At 69.0% G+C, this 16,691-nt stretch carries 11 protein-coding genes and 4 pseudogenes; 7 read left to right on the top strand and 8 right to left on the bottom strand.

Going from position 1 to position 16,691, the window contains the following annotated elements; translation table 11 throughout:
- Positions 1-262: 262 nt before the first annotated feature.
- Positions 263-4,747, bottom strand: coding sequence for a peptidoglycan-binding protein (locus ACIPSA_RS42615; RefSeq protein ID WP_402645350.1), 4,485 nt, complete (start codon positions 4,745-4,747; stop codon positions 263-265).
- Between the two features lie 18 nt (positions 4,748-4,765).
- Positions 4,766-7,681, bottom strand: coding sequence for a hypothetical protein (locus ACIPSA_RS42610; protein WP_402645347.1), 2,916 nt, complete (start codon positions 7,679-7,681; stop codon positions 4,766-4,768).
- 758 nt (positions 7,682-8,439) lie between these two features.
- On the opposite strand from ACIPSA_RS42610, the gene ACIPSA_RS42605 reads away from it, so the two are divergent.
- Together ACIPSA_RS42605 and ACIPSA_RS42600 are read left to right on the top strand one after the other, a co-directional pair.
- Positions 8,440-9,207, top strand: a complete 768-nt coding sequence (locus ACIPSA_RS42605) for a hypothetical protein (RefSeq protein ID WP_402645344.1) — start codon at positions 8,440-8,442, stop codon at positions 9,205-9,207.
- A 216-nt stretch (positions 9,208-9,423) separates the two neighbouring features.
- A complete protein-coding gene (locus tag ACIPSA_RS42600; RefSeq protein WP_402645341.1) occupies positions 9,424-9,603 on the top strand; it encodes a hypothetical protein in 180 nt (59 codons plus the stop codon).
- A gap of 101 nt (positions 9,604-9,704) precedes the next feature.
- On the opposite strand, the gene ACIPSA_RS42595 is transcribed toward ACIPSA_RS42600, so the two are convergent.
- Positions 9,705-10,226, bottom strand: a complete 522-nt coding sequence (locus tag ACIPSA_RS42595; protein ID WP_402645338.1) for a hypothetical protein — start codon at positions 10,224-10,226, stop codon at positions 9,705-9,707.
- Between the two features lie 98 nt (positions 10,227-10,324).
- On the opposite strand from ACIPSA_RS42595, the gene ACIPSA_RS42590 reads away from it, so the two are divergent.
- The 4 genes and pseudogenes from ACIPSA_RS42590 (at position 10,325) to ACIPSA_RS42575 (ending at position 13,528) form a co-directional block, all read left to right on the top strand.
- Positions 10,325-10,657 carry a hypothetical protein gene (locus tag ACIPSA_RS42590; protein ID WP_402645335.1) on the top strand — a complete coding sequence of 111 codons (333 nt, stop codon included), beginning with the start codon at positions 10,325-10,327 and terminating at the stop codon, positions 10,655-10,657.
- A 23-nt stretch (positions 10,658-10,680) separates the two neighbouring features.
- A pseudogene (locus ACIPSA_RS42585) lies at positions 10,681-11,813 on the top strand (IS630 family transposase).
- A gap of 153 nt (positions 11,814-11,966) precedes the next feature.
- Positions 11,967-12,470, top strand: coding sequence for an N-acetyltransferase (locus ACIPSA_RS42580; RefSeq protein WP_402645332.1), 504 nt, complete (start codon positions 11,967-11,969; stop codon positions 12,468-12,470).
- A gap of 266 nt (positions 12,471-12,736) precedes the next feature.
- Positions 12,737-13,528 carry an IS5 family transposase gene (locus ACIPSA_RS42575; protein ID WP_402645329.1) on the top strand — a complete coding sequence of 264 codons (792 nt, stop codon included), beginning with the start codon at positions 12,737-12,739 and terminating at the stop codon, positions 13,526-13,528.
- On the opposite strand, the gene ACIPSA_RS42570 is transcribed toward ACIPSA_RS42575, so the two are convergent.
- The 3 genes and pseudogenes from ACIPSA_RS42570 to ACIPSA_RS42560 all read right to left on the bottom strand — a co-directional run bounded on the left by ACIPSA_RS42570 (position 13,485) and on the right by ACIPSA_RS42560 (position 15,007).
- On the bottom strand, positions 13,485-14,021 hold the full coding sequence (locus tag ACIPSA_RS42570) for a hypothetical protein (RefSeq protein ID WP_402645327.1): 537 nt from the start codon (positions 14,019-14,021) through the stop codon (positions 13,485-13,487). The two genes, ACIPSA_RS42575 and ACIPSA_RS42570, sit on opposite strands and share 44 nt — an antisense overlap.
- Positions 14,022-14,469: 448 nt before the next feature.
- Positions 14,470-14,616 (bottom strand): annotated as a pseudogene (locus tag ACIPSA_RS42565) (IS5/IS1182 family transposase); the annotation flags it as partial.
- An 85-nt stretch (positions 14,617-14,701) separates the two neighbouring features.
- Positions 14,702-15,007 (bottom strand): DUF6087 family protein, encoded by a 306-nt coding sequence (locus tag ACIPSA_RS42560; RefSeq protein ID WP_402645325.1) that lies wholly within the window; start codon positions 15,005-15,007, stop codon positions 14,702-14,704.
- A gap of 119 nt (positions 15,008-15,126) precedes the next feature.
- Here ACIPSA_RS42560 and ACIPSA_RS42555 point away from each other — a divergent pair.
- Positions 15,127-15,411 (top strand): annotated as a pseudogene (locus ACIPSA_RS42555) (ABC transporter ATP-binding protein); the annotation flags it as partial.
- Positions 15,412-15,679: 268 nt separating this feature from the next.
- Here ACIPSA_RS42555 and ACIPSA_RS42550 read toward each other — a convergent pair.
- Both ACIPSA_RS42550 and ACIPSA_RS42545 read right to left on the bottom strand, forming a co-directional pair.
- Positions 15,680-16,276 carry an MBL fold metallo-hydrolase gene (locus ACIPSA_RS42550; protein ID WP_402645322.1) on the bottom strand — a complete coding sequence of 199 codons (597 nt, stop codon included), beginning with the start codon at positions 16,274-16,276 and terminating at the stop codon, positions 15,680-15,682.
- 173 nt (positions 16,277-16,449) lie between these two features.
- Positions 16,450-16,691 (bottom strand): annotated as a pseudogene (locus ACIPSA_RS42545) (protease); the annotation flags it as partial.

The following is a 16,691-nucleotide window of genomic DNA, read 5'->3' as shown; positions in this document are numbered from 1 at the left end:
CTGCACGGACAAGATTTCCGGCAAGAGCAAGGACTGCCTCCGCGGTTCACGGCCCTGGACGCCTTCAGCGCTGCCGAAGAGGCCCGTCAGATGCTGGACCGGATGACCGCCCGCTCCCAGTTCCTGCGCCCCGGCTTTCGGAGACCAGGCGGCAACAGCACCCACCGTGGCGGACTCCCCCGGAAACCCCCGCACGCCCGCTGTGCCGCCCCCTGCTTCCACGAGATCACGACAGGCCCTGTTCCGCATGTTTTCCACACCGTCAGTGGTGGGGCCCGCCGCCACGCCCGCCACGCCTGTCATCGCCGTCATCATGGCCGCCCCGGCCATCGTGCCCGTTATGGCCGTCATCGTGGTCGTCCGTGTCGCCGCGGCCCGGCGGCAGGTCGACGGTGTCGCAGTACACCACCGGCCCCGGAGTCGTGGGCGGGACGGGCCCGTTGGCCGGAATGCCCTCGGTCTCGACGACCAGCAGGCGCAGCGGCACCCCGCGTCGCACGGGGGGTACCGGGACCTGGCCCGTGTAGAAGGGCCTGTGGGAGGACTCCGCAGAGATCGAGGTGAGTGGCGTGGCGGTGCCCTCGACTGTCACCCAGCCGAGGTCCGCGTCGGCGATGACATCGTGCCGGCGCTGCAGCGTGGCGGTGATCTGCGGCGGCACCGAACCGGTGGGATCCCAGGAGGGGCCGGTGACGCTGACCGACACGGAATCGCCGAGCCTGACCGTCAGTTCCCGGTCGGGCAGGGTGCGCACGAGGTCGGCGAGGACGACCGGTGAGATCTCGGCTCCCGGGATGGAGTCCGGCTGGAAGCGGACCAGGGCGAGCCGCACGAAGGGCAGGCAGGCGTCCCCGGTGTCCAGGTCCAGGTCGAAGAACCAGCGGCCGTCCTTGCCGTCCGCGTCGAATTGCGGGGCGAAGCCCACGACCGTGACGGTGAGCGGGCCGGAGGGCGTGGTGATGGAGAGTTTCCCGGACTGCCGTACCGCGTTCGTGAAAACGTCCGGGGTCGGCGCGACGACGGGTGCGGAACGGTGAATGGGGTCGCGGCCCATCAGGGTGACCCTGGCGTCCCGCACGGAGTGCGGGTCACCCCCCGGCGGCTCGCCGAGGACCACGCCGAGCAGTTCGCCGTCTCCGGAGGAGAACCAGGTACGGCCCACGTACACCCGGATGCCACCGCCGCGCCGGCGTTGGACGATGGCGCCGGGCGGTGCAGGGACGTGCTCCAGGGCGAGGGTGGGCATGCAGTACAGCAGCTGCGGCGCCGTGGGCGGCGCGCTGCTGGGCACCGAGTGCTCCTTCGCTTCTCCCGGTACGGACAGTTTGTTCTCGGGCGCGGCGAACTCGGGAGGGAAGTAGTCGCCGAACTTGCTGCCCGCCACCGGGCGGTAGCTCACGGTGCGGTGTTTGGTGTCGCCGAACTCCTGCTTCTCGGGTACGGGCGGGATCCTGTCCCCGCTGTTCTGGCTCGCCTTCGCCCTGGCCTCGGCGGCCTGGGTGCTGAATGTCAGGATGCCGTCGCGGAGGAGGGCGGGTTCGGTTCCGGGGACGCCTGCGCGGCTCGCCCTCGCCGTCAGGAGCCCGAACACCGGGACGGTCATCTGCTGGGTGTGGCGGCCCGTGGGGCCGGCGTCCGTCACCTCGGTCCACTCCGCGACCAGGTCGATCCGGTCCGTGCTGCCCTCGTCCAGCGCGATGGTGCCGGCGAGGTGCTCGGCCGTCGCGCCGGAGGCGCGCGGGTTCGCCAGGGGGGACAGTTCCAACACCGGTGCGCTCAGCGGTCGTTGTACGGCGTGTACGAGGGCCAGTTCATGCCAGGGGGTGAACAGCCAGTGCTGACCGGCCGCGGCCACCTCCAGCGCGCGGTCGGCTCTGTGCTGCTCCGCCGCCCTGCCCGCCGCAGCCTGCGCCTCCGTCTCCGGCATGACCTGCGGTGCCGGCTGCGGCAGTTCCCGGCACCATGAGGCCAGACCCATGATTCTCTCGTCAAAGTCGATCATGGAGCACATCCGGACGGTCGCCACGGCGCCTTTCGGCAGCGATACCGTCAGCACCCGGGACGCCTCATCGAAGCGAGGTGGTGCGGTCCCTTCGGCCAGCCTCAGCCTGAAGGACTGGGGACGGTGCCAGACGGGGCCGCCCCAGGGGACTTCGAAGGGCTCCCCGGCGGGCATTCCGGGCAGGTCCAGGAAGACGGCTCCCCTGGCCAGCGGATCGCGAAGATAGCGCACTTCGACCTGCTCCCCCATGTGCAGGGCGGTCGTCGCGGGGTTGGCGGGGTCCGCCGCCGGCGACTGGACCGGCTCCAGTCGTACATTCGGCTGGGAGGAGTCGTTCAGTGAGCCGCTCTCCCGTATGGCCAGCGCGTAGACCGTGTCCTGGACATGCTTGTCGGTGGAGCCGATGGCCTCGTCCAGGAGTCCGTGCCACTCCACGCACCGCAGCGACGCCTTCGGCGCCACCACATGGCGTTCGTCCACCCCCTGGTAGGCGACATGTCCTTCCTTGGTGACCAGTGACGACCGGTTGAAGTCAGCGGCGTACTGCTCCGCCGTCACGCCCGCTGCGGAGCCCGTGCGGGCGGCGGTGGCGGTGTGAGTGCCGCAGTCGACGGTGAAGCCGCTCTTGCGGCCCAGTTCGGTCAGGGACACACAGCCGGGCTCGCCATCGGCATCGCGCCCCGAAAAGCCCTGGTCGCGTTGCTCTTCGGCGTAGGCGGCCTTGGTCTGCTTGCCGAAGACGCCGTCCGCGCCGCCCGGAAGGCGGTGGCCCTGGGCCATGAGTGCCTCCTGGACGACGCGGACGTCGTCGTTGGTCTTGCCGAACTGGACGTTGGACAGGGCGATCCTCACCGCATGCCCCCCAGGGCCGGGGGGACCGGCTGGGGGCGGGCCGGACCCGGGGCTGCTCCGGATCACCATCCGGAAGTCCGAGGCGCCTTCCCCGAACGGCAGTCTGGGCGCCACGGCAGGCGCCAGGACGGGCTCGAACCGCTGAAAGACCAACAGCCCGGAACCGGGGAGCGCCAGGTCGTTCCCGTCCATCAGGGCGTCGGCCTCCGTCAGGCCAGGGCCGTTGCCCGCCAGGTCGACGGTGCGCAGCCGCACCCGGTACTGGTGTCCGAACCGGAGCCTGGGCAATGAGCCGGGCTGCGCCTTGGCCGTGATCTCCAGGTGCAGGGGAGTCTGCGCCTTGTTGCCGACCTCTACGGGCTGATTGGGAGGCTTGTTCTCCTCGACCGAGCCCTCCTCGATGTCCAGAACCAAGCCGGGGCGGGGCGCGGACAGCGACCACCCGTCCCAGGTGGCCAGATGTTCGGGTACGTAGAGATGGTGCTCATCGGCGTCGTTCGGTGGGGAGACCAGGTTGGCCTGGAAGAAGCCCTCGTCGGCGGCCGTGAGCAGGAGCGGTCCGCCGTTCGGCTGGCGGTACTCCAGGCTGCGCTCGTGCAGCGAGAACCAGCGCTGCCGTTCCTCGTCCCAGATGTCCATCCGGTGGCCGCGTACCAGATCCTGGGCGGCCAGCTCGGGGCCGGGCTCGGGGGCCTGCGCCTCCGGCGGGGCGGCCCCCGGAGGCTGCGGGTCCGGCGCCGCGACACGCGCTCCGTTCTGCGCGAGCACCCGGGTAAAGGCCTGGTTGTGGTCCACCGCCCGCTTGAGGTCGTCCTGGAGGCTCTTCAGGCGTTCGTCCCTGACCAGTGAAATCCCATGGGTCCGCACCGGGGACAGCCCCTTGGCATCCGCCGGGAGTGACATGACCTTCAGCGCGGCGCCGTCGATGTCGGCCTGCTCGACGGAGAATTTCCCGGACAACGCCACCAGGCCGCGCGAGGGCGGCGCCAGCGGCTCGCCGTCCGTGGGGGCCTGGGCCGCCGGGGCGAAGACATGGCGGTCCGGGAGGAAGACATACCGCGTGCGAGGAGCCACGTCGTGCGAGTCCTTCCGCAGTGCGGACGTCCAGTGAGGGGTCACGCTCAGGAACAGCTCGCCCGAGGAGACGGGGAGCCGGTCGGCCGGCAGGAGGAAGTCCCGGACCAGTCCGAGGCGCCGGAGCAGCGTGGGGTGGTCCCCGAGCGAGGTGAGCATCTGGTGGAAGTCGGGTTTCGGCAGTTCCGGTGGCGGCGGTGGGGGCTCCTCTCCGCGGACGATCGAGTCGCGCATCCTGGCCTTGTGGAAATCAGCCAGCTCCACCAGTTCCGGGGGCATGCCGTCACCGGTGCCTCCGGTCGCCGCCGCCACACCTCTTGCGCCGGGTGATGCGGCACGCAGGGAGCGCAGCGTGTCCCTTGCCGCGGGCGGCGTCTCCGGCGACGACTTGGCGGCCTCGGCGTAGACCGCCCTGGTGCGGTCGCTGACCTTCGTGGCCGAGTAGGTGCGAAATCCACGCTGTCTGGCGTCCTGGAAGACGAAGGGTTCCACAGGGGTGTCCTCGTGGAAAAGACTTGTCCACAACTTCGTGTCGGGGGGCGGGCCTTGCGGCACGAGCGGGCTGGTGAGGAAGGCGGACGGTACATGGCTGTCGTCCGCGGTGGCGAACTCGAAGGTGACCGCCTTGACCTTGTCCGGCCAGGTGACGAAGTCGGGGAAGTGTTCCAGCGTGGTGACGGGCGGCTTGTCGGGGCCGGGGGCCTCCGCGCCGGGCGTTTCCAGTCGAGGGGCGATGAACACGGACACCCGGGCCTGGGTGCCGTCGTCCGAGAGCCCGGCGGGCAGAACGGTCCAGTTGATGTGCTGTTCAAATGCCATGGTCGTCTCCCACCGGACTCACGCGGCGAACGCCTGGCAGTACTCCTGCCAGTGCGACGGCAGGACGCAGTCGGCGAACGTGGGGTCGCCCGGCGCGCCGGAGAAGCTCCGCTCGAGTTCGAGGTCGACGGACTTGCTGAAGAAGGCGATCCGCACGCTGACCGTGATGATGCCCCTGCCGCGGACCACCGACTCGTGTGTGTCCGGGTGCTTCTCATAGGCGAGCTGCAGATAGAACTCGACGGACACCGTGACGATGCCCAGTACGGTCAGAAAGCCGTTGCACCGCAGGTATCCGCTCAGGGAGACGGCCGCGGCATGGAACTCGTCCCCGGCTTCGTACGTGAAGAGGATGCCCGCCATGACCGACACCCCGCCGCTGGCAACCCCGAGATTCAGTGACGCGCTGCCGCCGAACTCGATGGCGCCCTCGATCTGCTCCACGCCGCCGGCGCCGACCCGCATGGCGAAGTAGCCGCCGCCGCCGAACAGGGAGACGGTGACATTGAAGGGGTGCTCGCGCTCGGAGACCGAGAAGCGGAACAAGACCGGCTTGCCGTCGAAGGGGATCGCCAGCTCGGCCGCCAGCGAGACGTTCGACAGGGTGAGGACGCCGACGGCGAGGGAGGGAAGCGCCAGTTTGTAGCCCGCGCGGACGCCGGTGGGCTGGACGTCCACGAAGGCACCGGCGCCGAAGCCGTCCGCGGGCAGGGCACTGCGAAGGGTGTTGATGAACTCCAGCGCGCCGCTGAACTTGAGTTCCAGGCCGGCGGCCGTCACGTCGGGCTTCGTCCCCGTGCCGGTCCTGAACCTCAGGTCGGCGATCTCGACGCGGGCGATGCCGGCGAAGGCCAGGGCGAAGTTGGTCAGTGCGCCCTGCACGGTGGCCTGGTCGACGGCGTCCTTCGAGCGGACGGTCCGGGCGTCCAGGGTCAGAGCGGCATGGGTCGCGTCGAGGATGTCCGTCTTCCCGTCGTCCGGCGGCGCCAAGGGCGTCTTCCACACGTACCGCAGTTCCTTGCTCTGACCGTCCGCAAGGTCACGGATACGCAGCACCGGCACCGGCAGCAGCCCACCCGGGGCGCGCAGGATCTCCTCGATCTGGTGGTCGTCGCCGAGCTGGCGCAGGGTGTCGAAGCTGTCCTTGGCGATGCTCTTCAGGAACCGGCCGAGGTCGATGAAGCCGAGCAGCTTCGCCCCGCCGAACGCCGCCCTGATGGTCTCGACGGGAAGCGCGTCGACGACTTCCCCGGTGTCGGGGTTCGGCTTGAACACGTCCGGCACGACACCCGCCTGGCTCGTGATCAACTTGACCGCGGCATTGGGGCTGGCGACTCCGCCGCCCTTCTCCGCGCCGAAGGTCAGATCGAGCGGATTCTTCAGATCCAGGTACGCGCCTGCCGGATGCTTCTCCATCGTCTGCCGGAGATAGGTGTCGTTGAACTGGACGACGCAGTCACCGGCGTTCGGGATGAACTGCTCCACGGCCGGGACCCGTACCGTGGCGGCCGACACATGGGGCAGGCCGACCACGAAGCGGCCTCCGTCACCGGTGGTCCCGAGCCCGAAGGTCAAGGTGCCGACCGCATGGCTGGTGCTGCCGGGAGCTCCGGCGGGTGGCTCCGCCATGGCCATCACCTGGCCTCCCATCGACCGGTTCAGACGGCCTGGCAGGCGTGGTTCCTTCGACGGGTCGTAGCGTCTCTCCAACTGCTCCTGCTCATCGAGCAGTCCGTCGGGCACAAACACCAGTGGCATGGTAAAGCTGACGTTGCGGCCCTCGGAGTCCGTACCGATCAAGGTGAACTCGTAGTCCGGCCCGGGGCCGGGGAGAACCACCCAGAAGGCCTCGGTGTCAGGCTTCGGCTCGATCGGCGGGGTGACGCGGTCGGTGATGCGCAGCACACGGAAGGGCATCTCGCGCCCGTGGTGGGTGAAACCCTTGTCCGCCCCGTAGTGGACCTCCGGCTGCGTGACGATTATCCGGTCCTCGCGCTGCAGGTAGGCGACGATTCCGTCGTCCGGGCGCGCGACGAACACCCGCGTGAGCTCATGCACGTGCAATGACTCATGGCCGGTGCACAGGCGACCGCGGGCGACGACGCGAATGAACTGCTCCCGCCCCAGGCCCGTGATGTGGTCGTACGCCGCCAGGTTCGGGGGGCGCCGCCGGACCTCCTTGTACTGCCCCTCACCGGTCTCCGACAACTTCGCCCAGGCGCCGTGCAGGTGTGCCGAGGATCCGAGCGGCGTGACGATGAACTGCTCGGCGTGCAACGGCGCACTGGGGACTTCAAGGGGCGCTCCCCCGGGGCCGGGTATCTCCGCCCGGCTGGTGAGGGTGACGATGTCCTCCAGCCTGTCGGCGATGAGCGGACTGCGGTCGCCCGGTACGTCCTGGTTGTCGATCGTCGCGAAGGCTCGCAGCAGTACCTCGCCGTCCCGGGCTCCGTGCAGCCGCGCGTGCCACAACGCGGTCCGGCCGGCGGCCTGTTGGGGCTCCGGTCGGCCCACCCAGTCCACCGGCTCGTCGTACGTGATCAGCAGCCGGGTGGGGAATTCGATGACACTTCTCGGGATGCCCTGAAAGACCGTCGATCCCGCCGTGTCCGGGCTCTTCAGGCCCGTCGGCACCGTCATCGGCACCAGTGGTGCCCAGTCGAGCAACGAGGTCAGCGACAGCTCAAGGCCGTCCACATCGTCGGGAATCGAGAAAGCCAGCCGGGCCGAACCGGCGGTCACGGCCTTCATAGGACCAAGGGCGGTGGTAACGGTGTTCAGCGGCGGGGGAACCTCCTCCCGCACATGCTGCGGCGGCAACCCGATGAGGACGAACGCCGGCTCGGCCGGGTCCCGCCGCACCAGGCGGTGGCCGTCGAACCGCAGATTGACCAGGGCTATGTCGACGACGAGCATGTCCGCCGGCCGCACCACCCGGAACGGTCCTTCCGCATCGTCCTCTTCGTGCGGCCGGTGAGGGGGTCCGCCGGGGTGGGGGCCAGGACGCGGACCGTGGTCCGGGCCGAAGGGCCGTTCTCCGGCGAACCCTGCGCCAGGGCCGTCGCCGTCGTGACGACCCGCACCGGAATGGTTCCGCACCTCCTGCCAGAGCCTCAGGGCAAGAGGGCGGGTGGTGTTGTGCGACATGAGAACGCCTCATCCGAGATCGGAAGAGCTGTGAAATCCCGGGATGCCGCTCACTTTGTTCCATGCTCACTCCGATGGCGGATCCCCGCCACTGGACGCCCGCGTGCCACCAGTTGAGCCTGCAGGCGCCCCGCTGACGACGTCCCGGTGCCCCGACGGCCCACCCCGCGACATGCGGGTGCCGGCCCACCTCGGTCCGATCGGCCCCCTGGACCGGCACGCCCTCGCCAGCGCCTTCGTAGCCTGGTGGCATGCGTCCCGGCCCGACCTGTCCGCGTGAGGCCCTCGCGGTTGAGGGCTTCCATGGCGCTCCACTGGCCGTATGCGTCGCCGTAGGGCTGGTGCATCGGGACGATCAATGTCGGCAGGGGGCCGATCCGCGGGGTCACGGTCACCCCGGACGGCGCCGAGCTCTATGTGCCGAACTACTTCTCCGAATCGGTGTCCGTCCTGCGGATGCCGGTCGGCGCGGCGTGAGACAAGGTGGAAGGATGCCTCTTACGTCGAAACTCTTCCGCGATGACCCGGCGCTGCAAAAGTGCCTGGTGTCCGACGCCAGTCACGTCACGCCCGGCGCCCAGGGCGATCACGTCACCAAGATCCAGGCAGCGCTCGTCACGCTGGGCGCCGGGGTGATCGCGCCCGACGAGGTCGAGGGGATGCTCTACGGTCCGACAACGGTGCGGACCGTACTGGCCTTCAAGGGACCGCCACGCAACATCCTGGGTCCTGGCCAGACGACGCCGGACAACATCGTCGGGAAGAAGACGATCGCCGCGCTCGACAACGAGATCGTGGCGTTCGAGAACCGGCCGCCGCCCGCCGTGATCAGCCTGTTCGTCTCGTTGACCCACGAAGGATCCCCGCACGACCACAGCACGTGCCCGGTGGACACCAGCGGGCGCCCGGTCGACCACATGGCCACGCCGATCAACCCGGGCCTCGGGCGGAAAGTGAACATCGGCGGCGAAGGGGAAACCCAGTACCAGGGCTTCGAGGACTTCGTCACGGACCCCGGCGTCGTCGGCGGACCACCTCGCCCGGTGACCGACACCATTGCGACCGACACGGCCACGGACATCGCGCTGCGGTCCGCGCCCATCACCACGCGCGGAGAGCGCGAGATCCGCCGGATCGCGGCGTCCGGCGCACGCCTCACCGTCGCCACGAACTCGTTCACGCTGCCGAAGATGGAGCAGATCGTGCAGCGGCTCGGCGGGGTCGTCATCGAACGCATCTCACTGCCGGACACCTCGGTCCCTGACGGACTCGGCTACCAGGTCCTGGTCGTCGTACTCCCGATCAAGTTCTGAGGCGGCTGTTCCAGGCGTTCAGGAAGGGGGGCGTTGCTTCTTGAGTGATGGGTGGGTGGCTGCGGTCACGCCGCGAGGGAGTTGTCCCTGTAGCGGACGGCGTGGGTGTGCAGGACCACCGTCGACGCCAGCCGGACGACCACCGCTTCGAGCCCATGCATCGCCCGACCTCCCCGTTGTCCGCGAAGGGCATCGTGGGCAGATGACCGGCCATCGATGGGCGAGATCGCCCAGAACATCGGGGGCGCCTTGCCGACCTGGTGGCCCCTGCGGATCGTCAGCCACCGCAACCTTCAAAGCCCCACCCTGGTGAACAGCACCGCCACCGGTAACCGGCTCCCGAACGGGGCGCAGGAGTGCATCATCAGGTCGGCACAGCCTGCCCTGGACTGCTAAACCTGCCGAGAGCACGAGCATGGCTGCCTTGTCATACCTGGCGGACCATGGTGGTGGACGGTGAGCCGCTCATTCGCGTCCCGTTGCCAGTGGCGGGTCTGTCAATCGAACGGCTCTGTCCCGTGATCGGGATGCTGTTGGTGATGTCCGCTTGGCCAACTGCCGGGCGAAAGTTGGCTGTTCTGGCAGATCCGCTGGAACGGGGTGAGCGGCCGTGGTGGCCTATGTGGTGTGGTGCCGGGCGGGAAGCATTCGCTGAGGCGGACGATGTTGGCGCCGGCGGCGGTGAGGACGTGCTGGTCCTTGAAGCCGATCCAGGCCGCCTTCCCCGGACGGTGGGCGAAACGGGCCTCGGCATCGTGCGGAGTGACAATCTCCGTGCCCGACCAGGGCACCCACGCCGAGGCCGGATCCGGGCTGCCGGCACCTAGGCCCTCGGAGCGGCGCGGGGTACCACGGCGGCTGAGCCGATCCTTTGTGTCCTTCAGGCCGCGCCAGCCCAGCTGCCTGTTGGCGTCGTAGAAGTACTGCTGGATCCACACCTGCCGCAGCACCTGGACCTGGAACAGCGTGCGCGACCGGGGTGGGGTGTCGTCCTGGTGGACGGTGCGGAGCAGCCGCATGCGTCCTCACCGACCTGCAGCACGTACGCGGCCAACTCCGGTCTCGTCTTGGGTAGTCGGTCGTAGCGGGCTGGACGCCCGTAACGATCCGCCCACCCTTGCGTGATCAGAGCAGCCAGCCACTGCTCGTCCGCCGCGACGAGCTCCTCCAGCGCGGCCCGCAGCGTCTCGGCGACCAGCTCCTCTCGGTTCAACTTCCGTACCGCGGCCAGCACATGAGTGGAATCGATCCGCATCCGGCCGTGCCGCTTGATCAGGCCCGCCGCCACCGGCTGATCGACCATCACGGTCAGCAGCCGGTTTGCCCGCTCCCCGACAGCCATGCGGTCCCGGAACTCGCTGAGGACCGAGTGATTGAACCCCGGATCATCTGGTGCTCTGACCACGTAGGTTCGCCGGATTCGGTGTCCGAGCGGTTGGATGAGCGGTGACGTCCGATCTGATCGCTGGGGGTGTGGGGGCTGAGCCTGTCCGTGTGCGCAGATTGACTGACCAGGAGGGGCAGAAGCTGCAACAGCATCGTGCGCCGGGGCAGCACCAGTTCGGTGCGTTACCGGCGCGCGATGATGTTGCTGGCCTCGGCCGGCGGGAACCGGGTGCCGGTGATCGCAAAGTTGGTGCAGGCCGACGAGGACACGGTCCGGGACGTGGTCCACCGGTTCAACGAGATCGGTCTGGCCTGCTTGGACCCTCGGTGGGCGGGAGGCCGTCCCCGCCTGCTCAGTCCTGACGACGAGGACTTCGTCGTCCAGACGGCCACCACCCGGCCGACCAAGCTCGGGCAGCCCTTCACCCGCTGGTCCCTCCGCAAACTCGCCGCCTACCTGCGCCGCGTACACGGCCGTGTGATTGTGTGATCCGGATCGGCCGCGAGGCATTACGGTGCCTGCTCGCCCGCCGCGGCATCACCTTCCAACGCGCCAAGACCTGGAAGGAATCCCCCGACCCCGAGCGCGACGCCAAGCTCGACCGGATCGAGCACGTGCTGGAGAACTTCCCGGACCGCGTTTTCGCGTTCGACGAGTTCGGCCCGCTCGGCATCAGGCCCACCGCCGGGTCGTGCTGGGCCGAAGAGGGTCGGCCCGAGCGGCATCCCGCGACCTATCACCGTACTCACGGGGTGCGCTACTTTCACGGTTGCTACTCGTCGGCGACGACAGGCTCTGGGGCGTCAACCGGCGCAAGAAGGGGGCCGCGAACACCTTGACTGCGCTGAGGTCAATCCGGGCGGCCCGCCCGGACGGCGCCCCGATCTACGTCATCCTGGACAATCTGTCCGCTCACAAGGGCGAGACCATCCGGCGCTGGGCAAAGAAGAACCGAGTCGAGCTGTGCTGCACCCCGACCTACGCGTCCTGGGCCAACCCGATCGAGGCCCACTTCGGACCGCTGCGGCAGTTCACCATCGCCAACTCCAACCACCGCAACCACACCGCGCAGACCCGAGCCCTCCACGCGTACCTCCGCTGGCGCAACGCGAACGCCCGCCACCCCGACGTGCTGGCCGCCCAACGCCGCGAACGCGCCCGTATCCGCAGCGAGAAGGGCATCCGCTGGGGCGGCCGAAGTCAGGCAGCTGCTGCCTAAGAAGCCGTTGCCATACCGATCATGGAGTCTGTCGATCGAACGGGAGTCTCGATCGGGTGATCGCGGGCACTGCCCGGCATGAGAGCAGGGCCTGGCGGTATACGGGGAAAATCCAGGGGCGCGGACGGCCGCGCGCTGCTACGGTCGGGCGCTATGAGCTGGCTCCCCGATGACTTCGTCCATCGCGTCCTGGTACCGCTGCCGGGCAGTGGTCATCACCTGCGGCCGATCCGGGAGGCAGACACCCCGCTCGACTATCCGGCTGTGATGGGTTCGCGCGAGCGGCTGTGGACCATCTTCGGCCCAGCCTGGGGCTGGCCCGCGGCCACCATGACCTACGAGGCCGACCAGGCCGACCTGTTGCGGCACGAGAAGGAGATCGCCGCACACCAGTCTTTCAACTACGCGCTGTTCGACGCGGCGGAGACAGCTCTGCTCGGCTGCGTCTACATCGACCCACCGGAGAGGGCCGGCGCGGACGGCGAGATCTCCTGGTGGGTGGTGGACGAGCTGGTGGGCAGCAAGGTCGAGCAGGCCCTCGACGAGCTGGTGCCGCAGTGGATCGCCGCCGACTGGCCGTTCGAGCAGCCGCGCTTCCTCGGCCGCGAGATCTCCTGGTCGGACTGGCTCGCCCTGCCGGAGCACCCCGACGCGTAAGTAGCTTTTGTCGTAATGCTCTGGGGACTTGGTGCTCGAACGGCCGTCTCGATTGGGTGGTCGTCGGGTGCTCGGCGCATGCGAGGAGGGCCTCCTGAACAGCTCGCTGGTGTCGAATCACCGAGCATCAGGAGGCCCTGGTGTCGCAGTCTTGCGTGCCGATGCCCGTGCAGTCCCCCGCGGGTACTCGGGACTGCGACTGTCTGGCTCACCGGTTCGGAAACGCTGCCGACAATCGCCTGCGAGTGCGTCGGTATCCGAGCGACATGACGGACGCGGAGTGGGTGGTGGTGCGGCCGCTGCTGCCGGTGCCGGGTTGGATGCAGGGCCAGGGCGGGCAGCCGGAAGCGTACTGCCACCGGGCGATGCTGGACGCGATCGGCTATCTCGTGGACAACGGCATCAAGTGGCGGGCGATGCCGGCCGACTTCCCGCCGTGGGACCGGGTCTATGCGTTCTTCCGCCGCTGGCGCGATCGCGGCCTGGTCCGGGAGTTCCATGACCGGGTGCGCGGGCATGTCCGGGAGAGGGCAGGGCACGATGCCCTGCCGACGGCTGGGGTGATTGATTCGCAGTCGGTCAAGGCGGATGCCGTGGTCGGCGCCGGCACCCGTGGCTTCGACGGCGGCAAGCTGGTCAACGGACGCAAGCGGCACGTCGTGGTCGACACCCTCGGCCTGCTGCTGGGCGTGATGGTCACCGCTGCGGATGTGGGCGATCGCGCCGCTGCCCACATCCTGCTGGAACAGGTGGCTGCCGCTCACCATCGCCTGGCCCTGGTCTGGGCCGACGACGGCTACACCGGCAGTCTGATCGAGCACTGCCTGGCCGCGTTCGCCCTGGTCCTGGCGATCGTCAAGCGCAGCGACAACATGAAGGGATTCGTGGTGCTGCCCAAGCGGTGGATCGTCGAGCGTCTCTTCGCGCACCTGATGCGAAGCCGCCGCCTGGCCCGCGACTTCGAGCGTCGTATCGCCAGTGCCGAGGCGATGATCTACTGGTCGATGGCCGCCCTCATGACCCGTCGCCTGGCCCGGCCACACCGGGGCCGAGGGTGAACCGGCCGGGTGCGGGCTCGGCCAGCCAGCCTCGGGCGACCAGGCGTTTCGCCTTCGACCGCAATGCCTCCACCCGCGCCGGCACCACGTCCATGCCGAACACTGCGGCCATTTCCTGGCCGGTCAGCGGCTCCTGGCCGAGACGGACACGGTCCGCGACGGCTTGAAGGATGCGCTGGTAGTCGACCGACAGCACCGAAGAGGCGACCTCCTCACGCCACACCGGCACCTGCGATTTCGGGTTGGCCGCATCACGGGACGCCGGCTGCTTGTCCGCCTCCCGAGGCCCGGCGGCAGCTCGGGGGTCGGCGTCAGCGGCGCTGTCCGGAGCCAGAACCGTATCGACCCACCGCCGGGCGATCGCCCACCCCTGCCATTCCTCCTCGGCCGCGGCCAACTCGGCCTGAATACGGTCGGCCTCCTCACGCAGGCCATCGACCCGACGCCGAGCAAAGAGCTCGTGCTGTTCCAGTAGTCCAACGACTGACGGCATTCGAGACCTCCCGGGGAACGACGACCTGACAGGCCACTGCTCCCACGGGTCTTACGCACCTATCCGCAACCAGCGGAAACACGCCAATCACACCCGGAAAGACAACAGCTTCTCAGACAGGGAGACCGGGGGAAACAGCGGCCCGCGAGGAGCGTCCGCGTAGTAGGCAGCCGCCTCCTCGCTCCCAGCCTTGAGCTGAACCGTCCCGTCGCTGCCGTACGACACTATGTCGTCTCGATCCTGCTCCAACCGTGGCTTGCCGTAACGCTCGGCAAGCCACACGACAGGGACGTCTGCACGGTCAAATCGCAGGCCCGGATCCCATGCGCGAGCCCGCAGCGCTTTGATCAACGCGTCGTCGTCCGCTTCTTCGGCCCTGGGTTCAGGGCTGGGCTCCTGGCCGGGTGGCGCAGGCGTGCGGTGAGGAGGAAGATCACGCGTCAGGAGCCTACTGCGGGGCTACGGTTGACCGCAGAAGCCGTCGGAGGCAGATGATTCCGCAGGCGAGTTCGAGCAGGCCTTGGTGGAGGTCGGCGTGTCGCTCGTAGCGGACGCGGAGTCGTTTGAACTGGTACGGCCAGGCGAAGGTGCGCTCGCCCAAGGCCTCCTCGGCGCGGAATCGCGGTGCCCAACAGTCGTCATGTCCAGCTGCGTGCCGGCGGACGGTGGCTATGCGAGTGTCACGCAGCGGACTCGTCGCCGTCGGCGCAGTTGCCGAACGTCAGGGCGTTCACCCACCGCTGTGCCGCCGCGAGGTCGGGTGCGGTCCCTGCGGGGACAAAGCGGAAGCCGTCCCATTCCTCCAGCACCCTTGGCTCATCGGGGCAAAGGTGCCCGCCGCCGACACGCACAGGGCGGTGCCGGCGGTACTGATCAAGCGGCGGCCGACGTCGCTTGTTGTACGCCTCGAGCGGGTCACTTGAGAAAATGCGTGGGACCACGCGGGAGGGCTGGTTCGGCGGACCGGGTCGGGAATGCTTGCCCATGGGGTCGATAGTCTCAGGCGGCGATCGGCGAGCAGCGCTTTCATGGCGGGCAGTGCCGTTTTCGCTGCGGCGACGCCGAGTAGGCCGAGGGCGTCGCCGGGGTGGCCGAGGTAGATCCCTCCGCACTGGACCCGGAAGCCGAGATCGCCGCTTTCGACCGCATCCGCCGGCTCGCCGCACCGAACCGGGCCGTCGTCCTGGTCACCCACCGCATGTCCGGAGTCCGCCACGCCGACCACATCTCCGTCCTGCACCAGGGCCGACTCGCCGAACACGGCACCCACGACGACCTGATGGCCGCCCAGGGCCGCTACGCCGCGATGTTCGACGCCCAGGCCGCCCAGTACGCGCCCGCCCATCCCATCCCGCGCCCCACCTCACCCACGGTCACGGACCCCACGTGAGGGGCCCCTGCCCGAAAGGCTCGCCGTGCCCACACCTCCCACCCAAACCGGGCCGCACGACCCCCCATTCACCCCGCTACGCAACCGCCCCACCGAACAACTCGTCGCGGCCGGCCACCGCGCATCCTCACGGCGTTGGCGAATCGCTCGCCAATGCAGTCGACGCGGACAAGTTCGAGGCCAGCAGCCTCAGAGTCCAGGACGTTCTGTCCCCCGGAGGCAGCCGATGAACCCGCGCGCCTCTCGCCGCCGGGGGCCAGCGGACTCCTCAGACCGATTCGCCGGGCCTCAGATACCGGTAGCCGTTGTTGGTCTCCTCTGTGAGCCAGCCGTTGACGCTGCTGAGGCCGCGATCGTTGATCTGGGCGTCGTGTATCGCGAACGCCCGCTGCGGTTTGACCGCCTTGACGAAGTCGATCGCCTCAGCTGTCTTCATCCACGATCCTTGGGCCGGAACCAGGAGCGTCTCGATCGGCTGCTCGGGCACGTGCAACGAGTCACCGGGGTGGTAAATCGCCTCGTCGATGATGTAGCCGAGGTTCGCGCAGTCCGGTTGGCCGTCGTAGATGAACGCATGACGCCCGCCGACCGCCCGCACGCGGAAGTCGGCGGCGATGAACTTTGTGCCGGAGGAGACCCCGACTACCTCCAGCCACGGAACGTTCGCCTCGGCAGGGGCGTAGACCGGCACGCCGAGCCCGGCCAGGCGAACGACATCGATGTGATCGGCGTGTTCGTGAGTCACCAGCACAGCGTCCGCACCAGTCAAGGCAGCCGACTCGCTCCACACCCCGGGATCGATGACCAGCACCCGGCCCCCGTGTTCCAGCCGTACACAAGCGTGGGTGTACTTCGTGATCCGCATTGCGTCCCAACGTACCGCAGCTGCGCCACCGGGCACGCGCCGATTCCAGCCTGCACGCGTACGGCGCCGCGGACCACGACATGCGTACCGAGGCTGCGGACGGCCCGGGCACGGGACCCGGGCCGTCTCAGGTGTGGCTGTCGGGGAAGAAACCCCGTCGCGGCAGTGCCGTGTCAGCGTCGGTGGCTCGCCTTGACCAGAGCCGGTACGAAGCGCAGGGCGTCCACCGTGCCCACGCCGGTGGCCATGTCGTAGCCGTCGACCGCCTTGTAGCCGATGACGTCCTTGTAGCTGTTGTCCGTGCCGTCGTTGACGTCGACGATGCCGGTGTTCCGGTCGTGGTGGGCGGCGCGCCCGGAGAGGGCGTACAGCGCCTCGTTGATGTTGCCCAGCCGGTGGCCGGCCGCCTGGTCGG

Origin of the sequence: Streptomyces sp. NPDC086549, assembly GCF_044746205.1 — a bacterium.
GTDB lineage: Bacteria > Actinomycetota > Actinomycetes > Streptomycetales > Streptomycetaceae > Streptomyces.
This window is presented reverse-complemented; position numbering and strand designations above follow the sequence as displayed.